We start from the raw sequence: 19313 nt of genomic DNA on the forward strand, positions 1-19313 counted from the left end.
AAGCAGCGCGAATGGACGCCTTCAGCAGATAGCTACGCTTGAGACTTCTTGATATCGAGATGGTGATGCGTTGGTGCTTACCGAGGCTCAACCTGCCCCTGGTCAGTGCGCCCTCCTCGGAAGAGAAGCCAGTGCATCGAGCTGGTAGTCGTTTAGAGCTTGAAACTGCGACTCGGCAATCTGACGCAACCGCTCGATCTCTTCCGAGGAGGAGCCAGAGGCAACCGCGTTGTGATACCGCCTCATCGCATCCACAGCGTCGGTGTACATCGGGTGGTCAGGGTAAAGAGGCGGTGCTTTTTTCTCCATGCCGTCACAATCCCTCAGTGAATGAGCGCCTAAAGCGTACCGTCTTTCAAAAGCTGAAAATCCACGACCGCCTGGTGGAGCGAATCCGCCACCAGGTAAAGGCGTTGCACCTCATCCTCTGAAAAGCCCGCAGCCTCCTCTTAACGAGCAAGCCTGAGCGAATCGAGTGCTTGCTGTATGAGCGGCTCGCCAGCTTCAGCCAATCCGTTGATGGTACGCTTCGCAGACATAATGCCCCAAGCTTTTAGATCACCAGTCCGCCGGGATCGAAACATGAGCAGACAGCATCCCCTTAGCGCTGCCCTGGCTGCGCTGACTTGTACTGTGCTATCGGCAGAGCCCCGCATTCATCTGGTCGAAGCCTCGGGTATCGAAAACGTAGCCGACAGGCGATTTTCGTCCAAGTACGCCTTCAGTTTTGACCGTCAGCTTCGCAGACCTCTGAAGCTCGTTCGCTAATTGACTGCCCTCCGGCGCCCTCAGCTCAGCATGCTGCCAGTCAAGCGACCAGATCTCGGTAAATTGTGGCTTGGCGTCAACGTTGAGTGCCAAGGTGAATGCTTTGTTACTCCCGTTTGCGAGACCTAGCATGTAAGGCAGTGCCCCCATACGCATGGTGCGCTTTTTGGCAAAGCAATCCACCGTCAGCATCGGCCGACGGCTGGACGTTGTTCCCAGCGTTTCAAGCGCTGGGGTCGTACCAGATACGAAGTAGCTTTTGGTCCCGGTACTAGGCTGAATCGCTAGCTCCGGCTTCAAGCGCAACCAACTCCCAATGATGACTGAACCGCCTGACTGGGCTTTAGAGCGGCATGCCTGAGATGCCCCGCTGGAAATAATATCGCAAAAATCCGCGAATGCTGTTGCGGGCCCAATCGCTAATGTCATCGCAACACCCAGCACCTTCATACTCACCATTAGCTCGTCCCTTGGCTCTGGTACGACTCAACCATAGACGCTGCGTACTTCATTTTATGGAGTGTGTTGATGAGAAGAATTACTATGGGCGTTAATATCAGCCCAATAGCTATAGCAATAAGACCAATCGAGACAGGAAGGAACGCCAACAAACACCAGTAAGCGAATGAATTGACGTGATCATACGACGCCCCTGTTGAAATATTCTTCAGTGCGTACCCCTCCAACTGCCCATTTTTAACACGCCCCACCACGACCACCTCATCTCCTTCTTGGAGACTCACGCCGTTCTCGTGCTTAAACGCTGTAGGAGTATTATTTAGCCGAAATGTGAATTGGTCACTGCTGGAAATCGACCCGGTGACATTACCTGTCAATGCACCTGTTCTCAAGCTTCCTGTTGTATGAACACTGCTTTGGATGCTGCTGACCTTGCCAACTATTCTGACAAGCCCTTTCTTGATTTTTTCCATAGATATATCGCCCGAAAGCCCTGCCGCCTAGTCAGATAGTTGTCTCTGTGAGAACTTGGCCGTTAGCATCAAGAAGCACGACTCGCTGAGGAGCAATGAGGACCAACCTTTCCTTGGCCAGGTTTCCGCCAACCTTGTCACGCTGCACAGACTCGACGTACCCGTAAACCGCGATCCTCAGTACGTTCCGATCGGCTTCAATTTTCCTAGCCAGATCAGGACTTTCCACCTTGAATTTCACTTTTGAGCCACCGACGAAGCCAACCCTAAGCTCGGTATTGGACGTCCTGAAATAACAGCGCTCCTGATCAGCCCCTCGTATATGTTGGGAATTGCGCGCTTCTTCCTTAGAGTACTTTAACTTGTCAGAAAATAGGCAACTGTCGATTTTAAAAGTCATTTCATCGAAAATATATTTACCTAGAGCCAGTGAAACCTGCTTCCCCGGCTCACTCAAAAACTTGACCGACCGATTACCATCTACTTTGGCAGCTTCCTGCTGGGTTTCTGCAAGAATCTTACCCTCAAGGTCATGCCTCTTAAATTCGTCAGATGTCTCGCTGTACTCTCTTCCCAACTTAAAGATATGAACACCGTCACCACCCTCACCTAGTGAGGTTTCAAGAAGTTTTGCTATGTCCCGCCCATCTTCCTGCCACGTACGAAGATTGTTATACAACCTGAATGCGGTCTCAGGTTGAAGGATGTCTAACGAAGAGGCTTCCTGAGCACGACCCGGACTCGGGAATTTGGCAATTAACGTGGTATTCAGTTCATCGTAGGTCGGCTCATGATTTTCAGCTTGGGCGGCGGGCACCTTCGATTCCCCGCCACTGGCTTGATCATCATTACAGCCGGTCAACGCCGCTAGGCTCACACAAGTCATTAGCAGAGCAAGCGAGCTTAGGGTTTGAGGCTTTGGGTAAATCATAAAAACATCCTTTTAACAGGCGAGAACCAGGGGACTGCCCCTCCTCCGACCCGGCGTCACCGCAGAAGCAGCACCACCTTCCAGGGCCTGCGATCGGGAGCCGAGCAGGGTTTCGATGGAAAACAGCCACGAAATGGAGTTTTGGGTCGTAAATGCCGTGGCCATGAAAGCATCATACGTTGCAGATTTTGGCGATGGCAAGAATTTCGGCAGCATCGGACAAAGACGGCGACCTAGAGAGGCTGGGTGCGTCTATCCGTGCGCGTCGAAAAGCCCTTGGGCTCTCCCAGGAAGCCCTTGCTGACGCGGCGCAAATCGATAGGGGTCATATGGGCAAGATCGAGCGAGGAGAACGGAACGTGACGTTCTTGAACATCCTCAAGATCGCGGTTGCGGTGGGCTGGAGGCCATCAGAGCTTCTGGATGACGCTGGCCTATAAGCACCTGCACCACCGCACTGAAGTGTCCGGAACCAGACAGGTTCGCGAAAAGCAATGGCGCTAAGGGGTATCACAGGTCTTTACCAGGCGTTGATTGCGAAAACTCTTGTTATACAGAGCCTAAACGCCTGATGCCCTAAGGCAACTCAGTATCAACTCCCAACCCACCGCTGGGCTCGTTAGCCTTAACGGCTAGTCGATGAGGGTCTTTGTGATGGGAAAGAGGTGCTTACTCTCGAATGAGCCTGGACTGAAGTTGCCATAATCTTCAGTGGCCCAGGTCAGAGAGCGGACCGAATGATCGGCGAGTAACTCTCCTCCAATTCTGGACGCCCGGCTGGCGTTGCCACTCCTCGCCATAGCCCTGCTATGACTCGTCGCGGCGTGTTGGCCGAACGCCCAAACCACTCGCCAAAAGAGAACATATTTCCGAGACAGGACACTGGTAATTCAGCACAACCGTACCAGAAACTAAGTCTGCGGCTAGCACTTGAGAGACCCAGGTTGCCACTTTGCAGTCGCTATCATAATCGATGATCAGACATGATCGGGCATTTTGGGAAAATGGGCTCAAGCATCAAAACATAGCACCTGGCACGCGTTATACCCACGCGCAGAATCTTCCGACTTCGATCATAGGGGACGACATCACCCCGCCAAACTAGCGACGAGCGAAACTCGTTTGCACCCTGCCTGATACTTTCTCGGACCAAGATCACTGCATCGAATTGCTTGCCCTTCGATTTGTGGATTGTCATGACGTGAATGCCCTGCGCGTCATCTCCTCCTGCGAGCAATTGGTCTTGAACTAAAGCCATGTCCAGACCTAGGCGTGCCGTAGTGTAAGCGCCAGTACTCATCCACATTTCGGATAGAGCAGCACTGATTCGCTTGCCACGATTGAAAGCAATCAAATAGTCAAGCGCGCCCGCAACCTGCTTTAACTCATTCACACCTGTTCGGTAAAGCAGGGTCTTCACAAGAATCCAATCTCTAGCCGGATCCCCGGTAAGATCCAGCTCAGATGCTCCAGCTATCAGGACTTCAGCGCTCTTGCCGAGTATGGTTTTTGCTGGGCTACCCGCAGCAATAGCGGCAGCCCATTTCAAATATTTGGCAGCCTCCTTGATAGCCGTCGCACTTCCACTTGCTCGCCTTATTGAAGCGAGTAGTTGCAGGCAGGTGGCCACATCAGTCGCACGGCGGTCAGGCCGCTTGGGCTCTAGTAGAAATGCGGCTAACCGAGCGGATAATAGAACCGCGGCCTCATCGAATAAAACCTTATGAGGTATAGGGCTTGCTCCGCCATTGAGCGCTGCCGAGATCTTCGCAACTCCACTGCTGGTGGTCGCCAGTATTGCCAAATTTTCTATACGTAGGCCTTCAGCTTTAGCCCCCCGATAGAAACGTGCAAGCGCTACTCGAATCCACTTAGCCGCATCATGCCGGGGATCGTACATCTGTCGCCCAACACCGGCGTAAGGTGCCCTCCTAGGCGTCTTCGTCAGGATATCATTACCGAATAGTGCGATCTCAGTCCCAGGGCTACGATTATTGTCTGAGCCCAAGTCCACAAATACAGGTTCAAGGACTGCTTTGATGTGGTCGATTCGCTCTGGACCAACACCTTCCAAGTGGTCGAAGATTTGCTGATCCAGATCACCAAGGCAGATGATCTGGCAGTGGCCTGCAAGCCTCTCAATACAGCTCCAAGCTGCATCACCGGTGTCCTGCGCTTCATCTACGATGATCACTGGATGAGTGTTTGCTACCAGCTCTCGAAGCAATTGACATCGCTCAAGTAGATCACTGCACTTGGGAGCAAACCAGTCAAAGCAGATCCTGCCCTCCTCCGAAAAGAGCCGCTGCCGCTCTTCTTGCCAGGCTATCCACTTTACGTTTTCTGGCTCGCCTTTTTTTGGAGCATTCAGTCCACCCGATAAGGCTTTTTCATCCTGAGGCAATAGGATTTTTAGCTTACCTTTAGGTGACCCAAGCAGATATCCATGGCTTTTGAGCAGAGACCAGCAATAAGAGTGAAAGGTTTGGAGGCTCAGCTGTGATTGCGCCGCTTCATCGACCAGAAGTTTAGACGCCTGTGCAACCCGAGCGACAGCAGCTCTTGAGAAGCTGAGAAACAGTATCGACTGACCTGGCTGCAACCCTTTCTCGATGATTTTCATAGCCTTCTGTAAGGCAATGGTCGTCTTGCCGCTGCCAGGTCCGCCAACGATCAAAAGGTGGCCGTCCTCGTCCAGAATCGTCTGGCGCCGCTCACAGATGATCATAGGGCGCCTACCAAATCCTCTTCGTCCTCTTCATCCTCTTCCCCTGATGGATTGTCACCGGGAATCCCTACCGCACCGGGCTTAGGGAAGTCGTTGTACACATGCTCAAGGAATTGCGTTATTCCTGGAGGCAGCTCATCAATCGAGCACAGATCGAGCAGTCGAGCTGCATAGCCGTTCCCTTTGTTGCTTTTAAGGGCCTTCAACATGTTGGCCCTGACGCCATCGTCGTTGGGACGCTCACCAGGAATGCCTAGGTTGCCTTGATCCCCAGTCTCTCGAATAGCGCAGAGGAAAGTCCACTGATGATTCACTGGTGTCTGATCGATCAACAGTTTTTCGATATTCGGCTGAGGTATTTCGTAAGGCAAATCGAAAGCATCCACGAACTTTTGGTTGTCCTCCGGTTTGCGTGGTTTGTAGTCATAGAATGCGTAAGTCCTAAGCCCAAGGGCTTTGAAAAAAGCCCCAAAATTAGGGAGCGAGCCGTCTCCCTCCACCGGGAAGATAGTTATGCCAGCGAGGTCTAGGGCAAATAGATCAGGATCAGCTTGCTCCATTTTTTCAGCTACAGCAGATAGAGCACTGTGTTCAGTAATACCCTCAGCAACGATCACTCCCGGACCAAGCATTGCCTCAGCCAAGCCTCTCCTTGCGTGACGCTTGTACATTTTCCCTTTCAGGGTCGCGCCCGCCGAGACTGTCGTAGACTCAACGGTGGCTTCACCATTGCGCCGCAAGATGATGATCTGTGAAGGGTCAAACCTCTCGATCACGTAGGGCGAATGTGAAGTCACGAAGCACTGCGTCGTTTCCTCCAGGAGGTACTTCGCGATGCGACGCTGAGTGTGCGGCGGGAGAGCTATCTCCGGCTCTTCCATGGCAAAAATGACATTGTCTTTTTTGACTTCAGCAATGAAGGACAGCAGCGCCAACACGAGAGTATTCAGCGTACCGGTCCCAACATGCTGGAAAGGAACTGGCTTCTGATCTGCCGTGATGGAAAGGAAGAAGGACATCGTCTTGCGTAAATGCTCACGTGTAAGCTGCGACACGAACAGCTGAGTAGCCTGCCCTGCCCCACCTACCGAAATGTACTGAGCGAGCCTCTCCTCAATGGAGTCCAAGACTGGCCGCAGATCAGCGGCATCCGAATCGATCGGAGGTTTCAGTTCACGCAGCCGCTTGATCGACTTCTCCCAAAGACCTGTTCGGACACCTTGAAGTCGCAGGATGAGATCGAGCAACGAGCCGCGCTCAAGACTTAGCGCACGTGAGCCTGTGCGAAGGGTTCGAAGATAGAGAAAACCGAATAACCGTTTAACCGTCTTCCTCACCGGCTGAAGCTCACCATCGTCCAAGCTTGGGCTGTACGAAAAGAACGTATTGGCCTCGAACTCATCCTCCTCCGGGTTGTAGATGGCCTGCGTCTCGATTCTCAGGCACCTGACGACGTTGGGTGGAGTTGCCATGTCCGCCTCGCCTGGCTCCAACAGCCGGCGCTCTTGAACGTGCCAGAGTTCGGTATGAGCAGCACATGTGCGCTCAACCTCTCCGCTCAGGGCCACCAGCATGACTTCAACCCTGATCTTTATCGGGGTTGTGCCATCGGCCTCAAGGTACTCTGCGTTGTAAAAGTCGAACTCTTGGACAGGAGGGAAGCGAGAGAGCCGATCTGGACTGAGAACGAGGTCCAGCGCCTCGCAGATCGTGCTTTTGCCGACGTTGTTTCCCCCTACCAACAACGTGTGTCCTTCAAACCAAAGATCAGCTGATTTCACACCACGGAAATTTTCAATCTTGAGATTGATGACGCGCATTCTCGCAATTCCCTATGCCGGATCGGAAACCTCAGCTTGGCTCACCCAAACACGGTTGCCTAGGCGGCCCCAAAGAAAATTTGCAATCAATGATGACTACTGACAGCCATGACGGCGTCAGGGTTATACGTTGGCAGGCGAACCAATGGCGCTGGTCCTCAGCAAGCGACTAAGGCAGCTATGGGGACGCGTTTTGACACCGCGCGCCGCACCTCAAGGTTCTCTCCTTCGAGGGTACCGCATGACTCGCTCACTAGGCGACAGGAGCGGGCCTGTGCCAATGATGGCGCAAAATCTCATTACGATTCCGTAGACCTAGGCTCTGTACGAAAAGAGATGTCGCAAACACCGCATGGAACAAGCCAGTGAGACCATGGCGGCATAGCTTTTCGCGAGCTTGTCGAAGCGTGTCACGATGCGGCGATTCTCTTTCAGCCAGCCAAACATGCGCTCGATGATGTTGCGCTGTCGGTATTTGGGCCGATCAAACAGTCTGGGTAGGCCAGGCTTGGGTTTGCGCTTCATTGAGCGCATCGGGATGACGGGTTGCATTCGGTACTGGTCGCAGTAACGGCGCAGCGCTTCGGCGTCGTAGCCCTTATCGGCGAGCAACCATTTGCAGCGCTTACGCGGGCGACCACGTTGGCTCGATGGAATGCTGACGTCGTCCAGCAGTGGTTGGGCGTAGCTGATGTCACTGGCTTGACCGCCAGAGAGAAGGAAGCGCAACGGTGTCCCGTTGGCGTCGCAGAGCATGTGGATTTTGGTTGTCAGGCCACCGCGACTGCGGCCTAGAGCGTGATCGGCGGGTTCGTTAGGCCCCCTTTTTTCCGAGCGCCGGATGAGGCTCGGGTTGCACGTACTGCGGTTGAGTCGATCATCCAGGTCTGAAGATCGATCAAGCCTTGCTCATTCAATCTCAGGTGTAAGCGCTTGAGCATCTGATCGAACGTCCCCTGGTTTCGCCAGCCGCGAAACCGTTGATACACCGTTGACCATGGGCCGAAGCGCTCCGGCATGTCTCGCCACGCAGCGCCCGAGCAGAGTACCCAGAGCACGCCATCGAGCATCAGGCGGTCGCTCAGGCGTGGCCGCCCTCGGCCATGAGTTTCGATGAAGAGATCAGAGACCACATACCAGGCCTCGTCCGAGAGTTCGTAACGCTTTGCCATCACAGAATTCCTTTCCGTAGATGGCCGGGAACCCTACAGAATTTCAGCTTCCGAAGGGCGCCTATTGGGTTTCTCGGGATTTCGTACAGAGCCTAGGAAACGAGACTAGCCCCCCCTTCATTGAAGAGGGTTCGACACCGCATTATTGGACAGGACGACCTGATAGAAATCTGGACAGATGAGTCATCTGAATTGCAATGACATCGCCTGGAGTCAAAAGAAACAGGGTTCGCCTAATTCACCAAAAATTCGCGACACCCGCAAATACCAAAATTGGTAATTTGTTAGGTATTGGTTCTTTTACGCAGCCTGGTGTACACCTGGTTAATGTGAGATCCTTGCTCGCATCGAGTTCACCCATCAGACGCTAGAGACGGTTTAGCATCATGAGCAGAAAAAGGCACCGAGAAGCAAGAGCAAGGGCATGGGAGCGGATCATAGAGCGATCAAAGACTGATCCGGTCGGATTAGAAACTGAATTGCGTCGTTACCAATTTATAAAATCTGGAATACTGGTAATCATCGCCTTCTGGATGTTCCAAGAAGCACTAATATCAACATTCGGCAAGGACTTCACCCAACAGCTTGCACTTATTTCTGAACATCCTAAGCTGTCAACCCTTATTGCATTACTCGCCGGAATTTTTCTTTTTATCTTCAGAGAAAAGCAAAAATTCTATTACGGCCTTGTAGAAGTCTCTTTTTCTGTAGCCCTCACATACGCTCTGCTTTTACATTTGGAAACCACTGGCCTCGGTGGACTTCTCGCAGTCGGGGGTGCTATTTATGTCACAGTAAGAGGGCTAGACAATATGCGAACCGGTTACAAGTCACCGAATCTTCATCATAAAGAAAACCCTAAACCCAGCTCTGTTGAAATCAGCTAAGCCATGAGCATGCGAGGCTAAAATCGGCCTCTAGGAACAGCCAGTGACTAGTCAGGACGGGAGGGATATCGTCTAGCGATCTACAATCGTCTACAAAATCCCAGAAAAAGACCGTATTCCGGTGCATTCGGCGCATGGAGAACAAACGCGTACGGCTGCACCGAAATACATACCTACGACCTAAAGCTGCCTTGACCCTTCTAGGGTGTTTGCAGCAACCATATCAATAAAGCGACTGAGATGATGGGGGCCGAAAAGGTCAGTGGCATTAATAACAGCCGAAGCTGACGAGATGTCGCCAAAATGCTGAGGCAGAGCGCGAGATACTTGAACATTGGCCGGTACCCAATAAAAAATGTGCATTGAGTTCCCGGCTGATTCATGTCTCGCAGAGATCGTCTGCCGAGGCTGAAGATCTGCCCTGCTCCCCCATTTTGTGGCTTCGCGGGCTTACACCTTGGAATGCAGAGATCCTAACCTTTTGATAAGAACCCTTGCAAGAGTCACCTAGGTCCAAGGCTAGGTCACATCCGGCTGGCCAAGCGAGACAGTCCAATTGAGGCCAAACCACGCGTTCTTCGTCAAGGAGCAACTCAGATCTTTACATACAAAGGCTCTGGCACTACGCGACACATGAATGGTAATGCAGCCATAGCTCCTCATCATCTGACGAATTGAAATCCCAAGGTTCTACCAGCATAATCACAGCACAATCTTAACCCAAGGTGAAAAATGCTTGTAGACATACCAGATGAAATAGAGTTTACCATTGCGGCCGAAAACCTAATAAATAGTGCATGGAATAGCCTTATAAAACTAATCAGCGAGCACGAAGTACTAGACGACCTGGGAACTAGCAAAGAAACACTAACCAAATATTGGCAATTTGCGAAGCCAGAGCTAACCACAGCTTTAGCGATGGTCCAGAACGCGGTGGAATTTTATTTAAAAGGAAAGATACTTAGCATTTCACCATACCTGCTAATATCTATGGACCCACGAAATCTTCCGAAAGCAAGCAACAACTCCGATGTGAGCTTCAGTAGCTTCAGAATGCTGGATGCCCAAGATCTGATTAAAGTGCACAACACTTTCGCAAGCACAAGACTAACCGAGGAATTTCAACACTGGTTTCAAGAAATGAGATCCCTGCGAAACAGGATAATGCACACTGTTGACAGAGCAATTTCAGTCACACCAAACGACCTTGCACGATCAATTCTTCTTTGCCACAAATTCTTGACGGGCGATCACCTATGGTTAACGACACGGTACAAATACCTAGATCGATCTCCTGAGTATGGCATCAGGCTTGATGACGGCCCTCCAAATCACATTTACATTACACTAGCCCTACATCGTGAAATCTCAAAAATCATAAAAGAACTAACCCCTGCCGACTCAATAAAATTCTTTAACTACGACAAAAAAGCTCGCTCCAAGCCGTGCCAGGCATGTCAGAAAATTTTTGAACAAAATGAATATTTTGATTCCAAGTGGACGGATGAATTCATCGACACGATTCAATTTAATCGAAGCGGCTTCAGTGAGTGCATGATTTGCAAACAGGTGAACACCATCCTTGAAACATGAAAGAACTTCAACAGTGTTAAAATTGAAAGATGGCACGACCCGCCAACCAAATCCAACAAATACGACTATATAATTCTGGGCCCAACAGCATGAGCAAGGAAAAATATCAAATTTTAGAAAAGTCAATCTGGCTTTCGTTATCTGTCATTGCTTACGACCTGCGACATTATGACGAACAATTAAAGCGTGAAATTAACTCCACCGACTCTGCTACATGGTGGTTACGATGCACAAGCGACATATTTGTTGCACTCAAAAACCTGAACGACCTATTGAGCAGGTCGAGCAAGTTATCGGGCTTCAAAGAAAGCACCGATCTTCTTGCAAAAACCAAGTTATTACATAGGCGCGTGGATTTTGTTAACCACGTAAGAAACAGATTTGGCGGACACTTGGATCCTGTAGTGACTGAGCGCGCAGCGCAATGGGCTCCTGAGATATTTTATGCGGATGCCAACCGTGAGACATTAGTATTTCTGAGTTACCGAGCATTGCTTGAAGCCTCAATAAATTCTTTCTTGACGCCAGATGGACAACAAAAGCTCTTTAACCACGAAATCGATCTCCTGTACCCACCTGATAGGAAAGAGTTTTTTGAATTCTTAGGTAGCGTAGTTATAGACTCGCTTGACTGGATAAATCACGCTTTACGCTTTTTAGATTCGGTAATAATCCGGCACGACAGCACCAAAATCGCTGAACTGGCATGCATTGCCGGGCAGACTAACTTTGACTTAAGGTCAGAGTCTGATTTCTCCTATGACCCCCAAGCACTCAATTCAGCAGTCGAGCAAGCGATTACTGAATTCAAAAAAGAGGGAAATAAAGACGTTGCGAATGGACTTGAGTCACTGAAAAGCAGATTAATTAAATTGGACTCATAGTAACTCACACAAAAGCCTTAACAGCAAAATACGAACGACATAAAATCTTCACGAATCATGAGTAGATCGGAGACATATCAATAGTTGGCAGCCTGGACGGCTGCTCCAACAGCTATCATAGATTTTCATGAGCCCACAATATTCGTCAGAACCAGACGGTGGGCCTCTATGAATCCTTCAGTGTTATCGACATAATCCGGAATACATTTGGTCAAACCCCTGAGTTGCGAATATATGTACAGAACGGCTCTGCACCTGACGGCCCTAACCATAGGCTCAGGACTTCGTGGCCACCGTCAGTGTTTACGATCACGGCAATTTTTACGGTGACAGGGATGGTGCGCCCAGCCTCTGAAACTTTGACGTAGATGGCATCGATCCACAGGTAAGGCCAGTCACCTTCAAGCGGGCGAATGACCGCATGCATTGATCTCACCGGCCAGCCACGAGAACTTGCTCAGGGAAAGGCACGTCTTGCCCCTGGCCCTAACCTATTCGACGATAGAGCACATTGAGCTTGTCGGCTCAAAACACCTTGCCCTATGCCAATAACTACTATATCCGCATGCAATGATGAGATGACCAACTACTCCATCATCAATCAGAATACGCCCTCACTCCATTGATAAGCTACTCACTGGGTCCGTCTCACAATTCGTCCACGCTATAGCCCCAGTCATTCAGGAGTTCATCCAGAGCTAACGATATCCTTGATTCCGCCATTAGCTCTGCTGGAGTAAAACTCAGCGATACAGCAACCGCCATGGCGAAAGGGTCCAGCTCGGTGGGGGCGAACGGCCAGATCTGAATATTCATTACCGCCGTTTCAAATGGCTCACACCATTCCACCGTCTCCACAGCATCTTGTATCTCAAGCCAATCGGCCATTGATAATGCATAAGTCTTCCGACAGCCATCTGCAAGCATCGTGTGGAGGCTGAGGTAAGAATCCCCCGCCACCGCGAGTCGGGGATGACTGAAGCAACGTACAGAGTGGGACTCCAGTCTTGGTGATGACACGACGCTGCGCACGCGGTCGAAATCCACTGAGCCTTGCTGAAATTCCCAGTCCAACCTTTGACGGAGGTAGCTTTCAAGGCCAAGACGATTGGCCATAGTAGTGTGGAAGTGATAGACGGCCTTGGGCTTCACACCGCCACCCCGGTTTCCAACCGTCGAATCAACGTGTAGACCTGCTCACACCCTTCGCTAGAGGCCAAAAGCTCAGACGGGCGCCGGCCACCGAGTCCAAGACACTCTTGGTTTACCCACCTGACAGAGTTATCTTTGAAAAACCAAAGCAAGAGCGCCACACATTTCACGTAGGCTTCTATGAAGCCGGCCTTACTAGTGAGAACTGAGACAGATTCATCCACATCTCGGTGCAAATGGCATCGAGCACGAAGCCATCCTTGGTGCTCAGCTACGTCTCCCTGAGCCCCACAGATCTCGCAGACACCTGCGGAAACTAACTCAGCAATATCGAGAAAACGATCGATCACATCGTCACCACCACGGTGATACACACGCAATAGCCCAAATTTTTCTTTGACTTGGGTAATTCCGACCTTCAATCGCTCTAGCTCGGCGTAACGCTCAACGAGCTTAAGGTTGGCTGCAATTAGATCAAACCAACCATTCTCACATTCGAAGGTAAAACCGTCCTGCGCGCTGCATTGATCGCCGAAAAGGCTCGAATGCCTCGATACTAGCCCTAGCTCCAATGGTCTGTACATCAGTTATCACCTTTGGGCCACATGGTTTTTGCCGGGGCATCAGCAAATTCTTCCGGATAAACTTCACCACTGTAAAGCTCATATACAAACTTCATCCCACAGCAACGGATCGCCTTCAGGTCCTGCATGAGCCAGGTGTCGCTGCCATTCAGCCATGGTGGCGATACCAACTGAATGCTCTTAATGAAAGCCTCTGGAACATCTCTGGTCGCCAAGCTCAATACGTAGGGAGCGAGTGGGATCATCAACTGCTGATGATTGACCACCTCCTCATCAGAAAGCTCATACGTGACGTAGAACCATTCATGGTTCGAGGTCAGGGAAACGTAGGCCCATCGGTGCGCGCCTTCCTCTGGGGCGAAATACAGATCTTGCACGCGGCCTTGGTCATTGGTTTCGAACATATTATTTGGTCCTATTGTTTACCGAAACGAGGCACCTTCGCGTGGCGCCACCATCACGCCACCACCCGAAATAGCGTTCGGAAGGGAAAAATAAGCGTGAAAATGCAAAAAAACCTGTCAACCGGAATTATAGTTCCTGTTCCTTTGCCAGCGCAACGTGTTGAATACTCGCTTTTGGGCGATTGCGTATGGACTTCAATGAAGCTTTTGGGAGCGTATTTCGCTCTCTGCGCCTTATGAGAGGCCTCACACAAGAGGCATTTCTACCCTCCGCCACCGAGCGCTATGTCCGCAATATCGAGAAGGCGAAGCAGACACCGACCGTCGACATGGTCCGTGATCTGTGTGATGTGCTGCGTGTCAGCCCAATAACATTGATGGCAATTGTTGAGGCGAAACATACAGGCAAAGATACTGAAGCATTAATGAAGGCAGCTATTGCAGAGTTAAAAGGCCTTAAGAAAACTTCAGCCCTTTGACTATGACTAGCATCAAAATTTCCATCCCGACCATAAACACTTCAACCCAACCAACAGCTTCAAAAACTCGCAAACACCTTACAATTTAAATCAGGACGAATTTATCGATTGCGACTCGCATCGAAAAGCCATTATCGACTTCAGCTTCTTCATTCATCAAAATTCATACAGTAGAAGCTGTTCAAGGACTTACGTTCTTTAGCCTTAAGGACTCCACAATCGCATGACCATCGTCGACCTGGCGTGCGAAGCCAATTAGCTCAGACAGCGTGCTATCGACCTCGACCTCCCCTTCCAAGTCAGTAAAAACTCGACCTTGTGAGAACTGAAGATTACAAATTCTAAAGCTGTAAGAAACGACTGTTAAAAACTCACATGCCTGTTCTACGCACTCAGCCTCAAATTTAAAAACAGCCATAATTAACCCCCTATGAAATAGTTATCTTTATATTATACCTAACCAACAAAAACTTGAAACAAGATCTAGATCTAGATCTAGGAATATTTAAACCCAAAGCCCGTCCTAGCCATTACACTTATTCGCAAAGCAGGCGTACTTTAAACACGTCACCGTGTCATAAAATAAAAACGCTGCCCCTAACCATCTTTACCTAACAAGTTACTTCTGCCATGCCGATTATTAAAAAATTTTATAATGTCTGTCCGTGGTGACTGACGCTGGTGGGTCCGTTGCACGTGACAAACCTGTAAATGACGATCTGCTAAAGCTCGGCAAGCGCGTTGCCGAGCTTGCCGACAGCAAAGACGTCGACGGCATCGTCATCACCCACGGCACCGACACCTTGGAAGAAACGGCTTACTTCCTGAACTTGGTTGAAAAGACCGACAAGCCGATTGTAGTCGTCGGCTCCATGCGCCCAGGCACGGCAATGTCTGCCGACGGCATGCTCAACTTGTACAACGCCGTAGCGGTGGCCAGCGATAAACAGTCACGGGGCAAGGGTGTGCTGGTGACCCTGAACGACGAAATCCAGTCCGGCCGCGACGTAAGCAAGGCGGTTAATATCAAGACCGAAGCATTCAAGAGCGCTTGGGGGCCGATGGGTATGGTAGTGGAAGGCAAGTCTTACTGGTTCCGCCTGCCAGCCAAACGCCACACCGCCGATTCGGAGTTTGACATCAAGCAGATCAGCAGCCTGCCGCAGGTGGATATTGCCTACAGCTATGGCAACGTGAGCGACACAGCATATAAGGCGCTGGCGCAGAGCGGTGCCAAAGCGATCATTCATGCCGGCACCGGTAATGGCTCAGTATCGTCGCGTGTAGTACCCGCGCTGCAAGAGCTGCACAAGAACGGCGTGCAGATCATCCGCTCTTCCCACGTCAACCAGGGCGGCTTCGTCTTGCGCAATGCCGAACAGCCTGACGACAAATATGACTGGGTGGTGGCGCATGACCTGAACCCGCAGAAGGCGCGGATTCTGGCGATGGTGGCCATGACCAAGACACAGGACAGCAAAGAGCTGCAACGCATCTTCTGGGAGTATTGATTTAACTCAAGTTAAGGCCGGCGTGGCGCCCACACCGGCCTTTGCTTTAACTGAGCCACGAAAATCCTGTATAGAGTCCGTTGCGAAATACCTTGCCTTCAAATACTGTACGCACATACAGCAAAAACAAGGAATCGCCCCCGTGGCCAACACCGACTCCGCAACCGCCAGCAGTTACCAGCAACTGGGCCTGCGCATTCAGAAGATCATCAATAACCCCCTCGCCCAGCGCAGCCGCGCCGCGCTGATCTTCCGCCACGAACACGAGTCGCCCGATGATTGGGAAACCTTGCTCGAAGAAATCGCCGAGAACGATAACGTTACCCTCGCCCACCGCGATGATGGTGGCGTGCAGATCTTCTGGACGGTGCCCAAGGAAGATTGAGGTCTAGGCCAGCGTCTGCAAGTAAGCACTGGCCTCACGGTAACGGGCCAGCCGCGCCAGGTCGGCGGGGCCTGGCGTGGCAATACGAGAGAGGTCGCTGTTGTCGGCAAGATCGGCCAATTTGACGGTACGTGCCAAAGGGTCACTTCCCAAGCGCACCACAAAATCCTGGTAGCTTTCCCCCTGGTTGCGGCTCAAGGCCAGCAACGCGGCAAGAATTTTCAGTGGGAAGCCCTCCCGCGCTAGATCGGCGAGGGTGAGCGGCGTGTCTTCTATCACATCATGCAGCACAGCAACGATACGCTGCTCGGGTGTATTGACCCGCATCATCACCCGCAGCGGATGGAGGATATAAGCCGCTCCACCCTTGTCACACTGCCCTTCATGAGCCCTAGCAGCAACGGCAATGGCCCGCTCAAGCGTAGACATGAGGCCCTCCCCGTTTGGCTTGTCCCAAATCAAGCATAGCCGGGGACGGCTAGAGATTACAGTTAACGCTGAGCACCGTGCTGGATGACGATCGAATCGGTACCCAGCTTGGCCATTACCTCTGCCTTGCGTGCGTCGGCCTCGGCCTTGCTCGGGAATGGCCCCATCAGCACCACGGGCTTGCCGTCGCGGTACTCGACCGAGGACGGGATGCCCTTTTCGATCAGGCGAGCGGTCATGTCGCTCAGGGCGCCCATGTTGGCTCCTTGGATCACCTCGACATCCCACCCCTCAGGAGCCGGCTGGCCCGCAAGGGCCTCGGCACGACGTTGCAGGTCGGCACCGCCGCAGTATTCGCGGATACGCAGATTGTCGCCGCCGTCATCAACGATGATTTCGTACTGCCCATCGGCACCTTTGATGGCGACATAGCTGCGGTAAGGCTCGTATTGGCCAGCATCGTCCTTGCCGCGAACCTGACCACAGATGGTGCCCTTGGTGTCGATCCGCACGTTGCCAAACTTGGCCGTCTTTGGGTTGTGCAGGTGCTCGGCGACCTGCTGATGAACACCTTCGACCTCGTTCTCACAGCCCGCCAGGGCCAGCACTGCCACTACCACTGCCAGTTTGCGCACGCGTGTACCTCCAGATTCGAAGGCGCGGATTCTACCATGGGCGCTCAGAGCAGCGCCCGCGACCAAAGGTTACATGCTGCTTCATGCTGAAACTGAGAATGCAAAAAGGGCGACCCTTGCGGATCGCCCTTCTTGATGCCCCGAAGCGGGACTTTGTTTGGTAGGCACAATTGGACTCGAACCAACGACCCCCACCATGTCAAGGTGGTGCTCTAACCAACTGAGCTATGTGCCTGTCGTGTGGTGCGCATATTAGTGATACCGCTTACCCCTGTAAAGCGTTTTTTTCAAAAAAATCAAAAACTTTGAGATTTTTTCTAAGGGTCTGATCGCGGGATTTTAAATGCATCATAATGCAAAAAGGGCGACCCATACGGATCGCCCTTTTCGATGCCCGAATACCGGGGCTTTGTTTGGTAGGCACAATTGGACTCGAACCAACGACCCCCACCATGTCAAGGTGGTGCTCTAACCAACTGAGCTATGTGCCTGTCGTGTGGTGCGCATTCTACGCAATCCCAAAAGCGTGTCAACACTTTTTTTTGTGCTAACTCACTGAATCTAAAACTGTTTATAGAAAACAGCCTGCATCAGGCCAGTAAAGGATTTTCAACGGACGACTAGCGGGTGTTTATTATTATTGATAGCATCGGTACATTCGTTAAAAATATAAAACACGAGGTTTCTGCAGCATGGCTAACACCCCCTACCCCCAGTCCTACTACGCCGCCTCGGCTAACCCGGTGCCGCCACGTCCGGCGCTGCAGGGTGAGGTGGAAACCGATATCTGCATCATCGGTGCCGGCTACACCGGCCTGTCCAGTGCATTGTTCCTGCTGGAAAATGGCTTCAAGGTGAGCATTGTCGAAGCCGCCAAGGTCGGCTTCGGCGCATCGGGCCGCAACGGTGGTCAGATCGTCAACAGCTATAGCCGCGACATCGACGTCATCGAGCGCACCGTTGGCCCCAAGCAGGCACAACTGCTGGGCCACATGGCGTTCGAGGGCGGGCGCATCATCCGTGAGCGCGTGGCCAAGTACAACATTCAATGCGACCTCAAAGATGGTGGCGTATTTGCGGCATTGACCAGCAAGCAGATGGGTCACTTGGAGTCGCAAAAGCGCCTGTGGGAACGCTTCGGCCACAATCAGTTGGAGCTGATGGACCAAAAGCGTATCCGTGAGGTCGTGGCATGCGACAACTATGTCGGCGGCATGCTGGACATGAGCGGCGGCCACATCCACCCGCTGAACCTGGCGTTGGGCGAAGCGGCCGCGGTCGAGTCGCTGGGCGGCATCATTTATGAGCAAACCCCGGCCGTGCGCATCGAGCGTGGCGCCAACCCGGTGGTACACACCCCTCAGGGCAAGGTCCGCGCCAAATTCATCATCGTCGCTGGCAACGCCTACCTGGGCAACTTGGTACCAGAGCTTGCCGCGAAGTCGATGCCGTGCGGCACTCAGGTGATCACCACCGAGCCACTGGGTGAAGAACTCGCCCGCACCTTGCTACCCCAAGACTACTGCGTGGAAGACTGCAACTACCTGCTCGATTATTACCGCCTGACCAGCGACAAACGCCTGATTTTCGGCGGTGGTGTGGTGTACGGTGCGCGCGATCCAGCCAACATCGAAGCGATCATTCGCCCGAAGATGCTCAAGGCATTCCCGCAGTTGAAAAACGTCAAGATCGACTACGCGTGGACCGGCAACTTCCTGCTGACCTTGTCGCGCCTGCCCCAGGTTGGGCGCATCGGCGACAACATCTACTACTCCCAAGGGTGCTCGGGCCACGGCGTGACCTACACCCACCTGGCGGGCAAAGTGCTGGCCGAAGCGCTGCGTGGTCAGGCCGAGCGTTTCGACGCGTTCGCCGAACTACCGCACTATCCATTCCCCGGCGGCCAGATGCTTCGGGTACCGTTCAGCGCCATTGGCGCCTGGTACTATAGCCTGCGCGATCGTCTGGGTTTCTGATGTAGACGGGCTTGGCCTGATTGCGCTTGTACGGCGATCAGGC

General features: G+C 52.1%; 19 protein-coding genes, 2 tRNA genes and 2 pseudogenes. 8 read left to right on the forward strand and 15 right to left on the reverse strand.

Features of this window, described 5'->3' with window-relative positions; genetic code table 11:
* Positions 1-102: 102 nt before the first annotated feature.
* The 4 genes from HU725_RS13850 to HU725_RS13865 all read right to left on the reverse strand — a co-directional run bounded on the left by HU725_RS13850 (position 103) and on the right by HU725_RS13865 (position 2631).
* The gene (locus HU725_RS13850) at positions 103-309 is read right to left on the reverse strand and encodes a hypothetical protein (protein WP_186478085.1); all 207 of its coding nucleotides are present in this window, start codon (positions 307-309) and stop codon (positions 103-105) included.
* 327 nt (positions 310-636) lie between these two features.
* Positions 637-1227: a hypothetical protein gene (locus HU725_RS13855; RefSeq protein WP_186478084.1), complete on the reverse strand. Its 591-nt coding sequence runs from the start codon at positions 1225-1227 to the stop codon at positions 637-639.
* Positions 1227-1700 carry a hypothetical protein gene (locus HU725_RS13860; protein WP_186478083.1) on the reverse strand — a complete coding sequence of 158 codons (474 nt, stop codon included), beginning with the start codon at positions 1698-1700 and terminating at the stop codon, positions 1227-1229. The genes HU725_RS13855 and HU725_RS13860 overlap by 1 nt, the downstream gene beginning before the upstream one ends.
* 31 nt (positions 1701-1731) lie before the next feature.
* On the reverse strand, positions 1732-2631 hold the full coding sequence (locus HU725_RS13865) for a hypothetical protein (RefSeq protein ID WP_186478082.1): 900 nt from the start codon (positions 2629-2631) through the stop codon (positions 1732-1734).
* 194 nt (positions 2632-2825) lie between these two features.
* Here HU725_RS13865 and HU725_RS13870 point away from each other — a divergent pair, with 194 nt between their 5' ends.
* Positions 2826-3071, forward strand: coding sequence for a helix-turn-helix domain-containing protein (locus HU725_RS13870; RefSeq protein ID WP_186478081.1), 246 nt, complete (start codon positions 2826-2828; stop codon positions 3069-3071).
* Between the two features lie 524 nt (positions 3072-3595).
* Here HU725_RS13870 and HU725_RS13875 read toward each other — a convergent pair.
* From HU725_RS13875 to HU725_RS13885, 3 genes are all read right to left on the reverse strand, one after another.
* Positions 3596-5359, reverse strand: coding sequence for a UvrD-helicase domain-containing protein (locus HU725_RS13875; protein WP_186478080.1), 1764 nt, complete (start codon positions 5357-5359; stop codon positions 3596-3598).
* Positions 5356-7179: an ATP-dependent nuclease gene (locus HU725_RS13880; RefSeq protein ID WP_186478079.1), complete on the reverse strand. Its 1824-nt coding sequence runs from the start codon at positions 7177-7179 to the stop codon at positions 5356-5358. The genes HU725_RS13875 and HU725_RS13880 overlap by 4 nt, the downstream gene beginning before the upstream one ends.
* 315 nt (positions 7180-7494) lie before the next feature.
* A protein-coding gene (locus tag HU725_RS13885) for an IS5 family transposase (RefSeq protein ID WP_186478078.1) occupies positions 7495-8351 on the reverse strand; the annotation gives its coding sequence in 2 pieces (ribosomal slippage) (positions 7495-8010 and positions 8013-8351; 855 coding nt in all).
* A 386-nt stretch (positions 8352-8737) separates the two neighbouring features.
* Between HU725_RS13885 and HU725_RS13890 the strand changes: the two genes are divergently transcribed.
* The 3 genes from HU725_RS13890 (at position 8738) to HU725_RS13900 (ending at position 11715) form a co-directional block, all read left to right on the forward strand.
* Positions 8738-9238, forward strand: a complete 501-nt coding sequence (locus HU725_RS13890; protein WP_186478077.1) for a hypothetical protein — start codon at positions 8738-8740, stop codon at positions 9236-9238.
* Between the two features lie 732 nt (positions 9239-9970).
* A complete protein-coding gene (locus HU725_RS13895; protein WP_186478076.1) occupies positions 9971-10831 on the forward strand; it encodes a hypothetical protein in 861 nt (286 codons plus the stop codon).
* Between the two features lie 89 nt (positions 10832-10920).
* Positions 10921-11715, forward strand: coding sequence for a hypothetical protein (locus tag HU725_RS13900; protein ID WP_186478075.1), 795 nt, complete (start codon positions 10921-10923; stop codon positions 11713-11715).
* Positions 11716-11950: 235 nt separating this feature from the next.
* On the opposite strand, the pseudogene HU725_RS13905 reads toward HU725_RS13900, so the two are convergent.
* The 4 genes and pseudogenes from HU725_RS13905 to HU725_RS13920 form a co-directional block, all read right to left on the reverse strand.
* Positions 11951-12206: pseudogene (locus tag HU725_RS13905) on the reverse strand (transposase); the annotation flags it as partial.
* A 157-nt stretch (positions 12207-12363) separates the two neighbouring features.
* A complete protein-coding gene (locus HU725_RS13910) occupies positions 12364-12867 on the reverse strand; it encodes a hypothetical protein (RefSeq protein ID WP_186478073.1) in 504 nt (167 codons plus the stop codon).
* Positions 12864-13451: an antitoxin Xre/MbcA/ParS toxin-binding domain-containing protein gene (locus HU725_RS13915; protein ID WP_186478072.1), complete on the reverse strand. Its 588-nt coding sequence runs from the start codon at positions 13449-13451 to the stop codon at positions 12864-12866. The genes HU725_RS13910 and HU725_RS13915 overlap by 4 nt, the downstream gene beginning before the upstream one ends.
* Entirely contained in the window at positions 13451-13855 is a 405-nt protein-coding gene (locus tag HU725_RS13920; protein ID WP_186478071.1) for a hypothetical protein, read from the reverse strand. The genes HU725_RS13915 and HU725_RS13920 overlap by 1 nt, the downstream gene beginning before the upstream one ends.
* Before the next feature lie 188 nt (positions 13856-14043).
* On the opposite strand from HU725_RS13920, the gene HU725_RS13925 reads away from it, so the two are divergent.
* The 3 genes and pseudogenes from HU725_RS13925 to HU725_RS13935 all read left to right on the forward strand — a co-directional run bounded on the left by HU725_RS13925 (position 14044) and on the right by HU725_RS13935 (position 16230).
* Positions 14044-14334, forward strand: coding sequence for a helix-turn-helix domain-containing protein (locus HU725_RS13925; protein ID WP_189658061.1), 291 nt, complete (start codon positions 14044-14046; stop codon positions 14332-14334).
* A 710-nt stretch (positions 14335-15044) separates the two neighbouring features.
* Positions 15045-15845 (forward strand): annotated as a pseudogene (locus HU725_RS13930) (asparaginase domain-containing protein); the annotation flags it as partial.
* Between the two features lie 142 nt (positions 15846-15987).
* Positions 15988-16230, forward strand: coding sequence for a DUF1654 domain-containing protein (locus tag HU725_RS13935; protein WP_060480482.1), 243 nt, complete (start codon positions 15988-15990; stop codon positions 16228-16230).
* Positions 16231-16233: 3 nt separating this feature from the next.
* Here HU725_RS13935 and HU725_RS13940 read toward each other — a convergent pair whose 3' ends face one another.
* The 4 genes from HU725_RS13940 to HU725_RS13955 all read right to left on the reverse strand — a co-directional run bounded on the left by HU725_RS13940 (position 16234) and on the right by HU725_RS13955 (position 17785).
* Positions 16234-16659: a GTP pyrophosphokinase gene (locus HU725_RS13940; RefSeq protein WP_186478070.1), complete on the reverse strand. Its 426-nt coding sequence runs from the start codon at positions 16657-16659 to the stop codon at positions 16234-16236.
* A 62-nt stretch (positions 16660-16721) separates the two neighbouring features.
* Positions 16722-17294 carry an SPOR domain-containing protein gene (locus HU725_RS13945; protein WP_186478069.1) on the reverse strand — a complete coding sequence of 191 codons (573 nt, stop codon included), beginning with the start codon at positions 17292-17294 and terminating at the stop codon, positions 16722-16724.
* A gap of 158 nt (positions 17295-17452) precedes the next feature.
* Positions 17453-17529 (reverse strand) — tRNA-Val (locus HU725_RS13950).
* Positions 17530-17708: 179 nt separating this feature from the next.
* Positions 17709-17785, reverse strand: a tRNA-Val gene (locus HU725_RS13955).
* A 201-nt stretch (positions 17786-17986) separates the two neighbouring features.
* Between HU725_RS13955 and HU725_RS13960 the strand changes: the two genes are divergently transcribed.
* On the forward strand, positions 17987-19270 hold the full coding sequence (locus tag HU725_RS13960; protein WP_060480485.1) for an NAD(P)/FAD-dependent oxidoreductase: 1284 nt from the start codon (positions 17987-17989) through the stop codon (positions 19268-19270).
* Positions 19271-19313 lie beyond the last annotated feature (43 nt).

This window comes from Pseudomonas promysalinigenes (assembly GCF_014269025.2).
GTDB lineage: Bacteria > Pseudomonadota > Gammaproteobacteria > Pseudomonadales > Pseudomonadaceae > Aquipseudomonas > Aquipseudomonas promysalinigenes.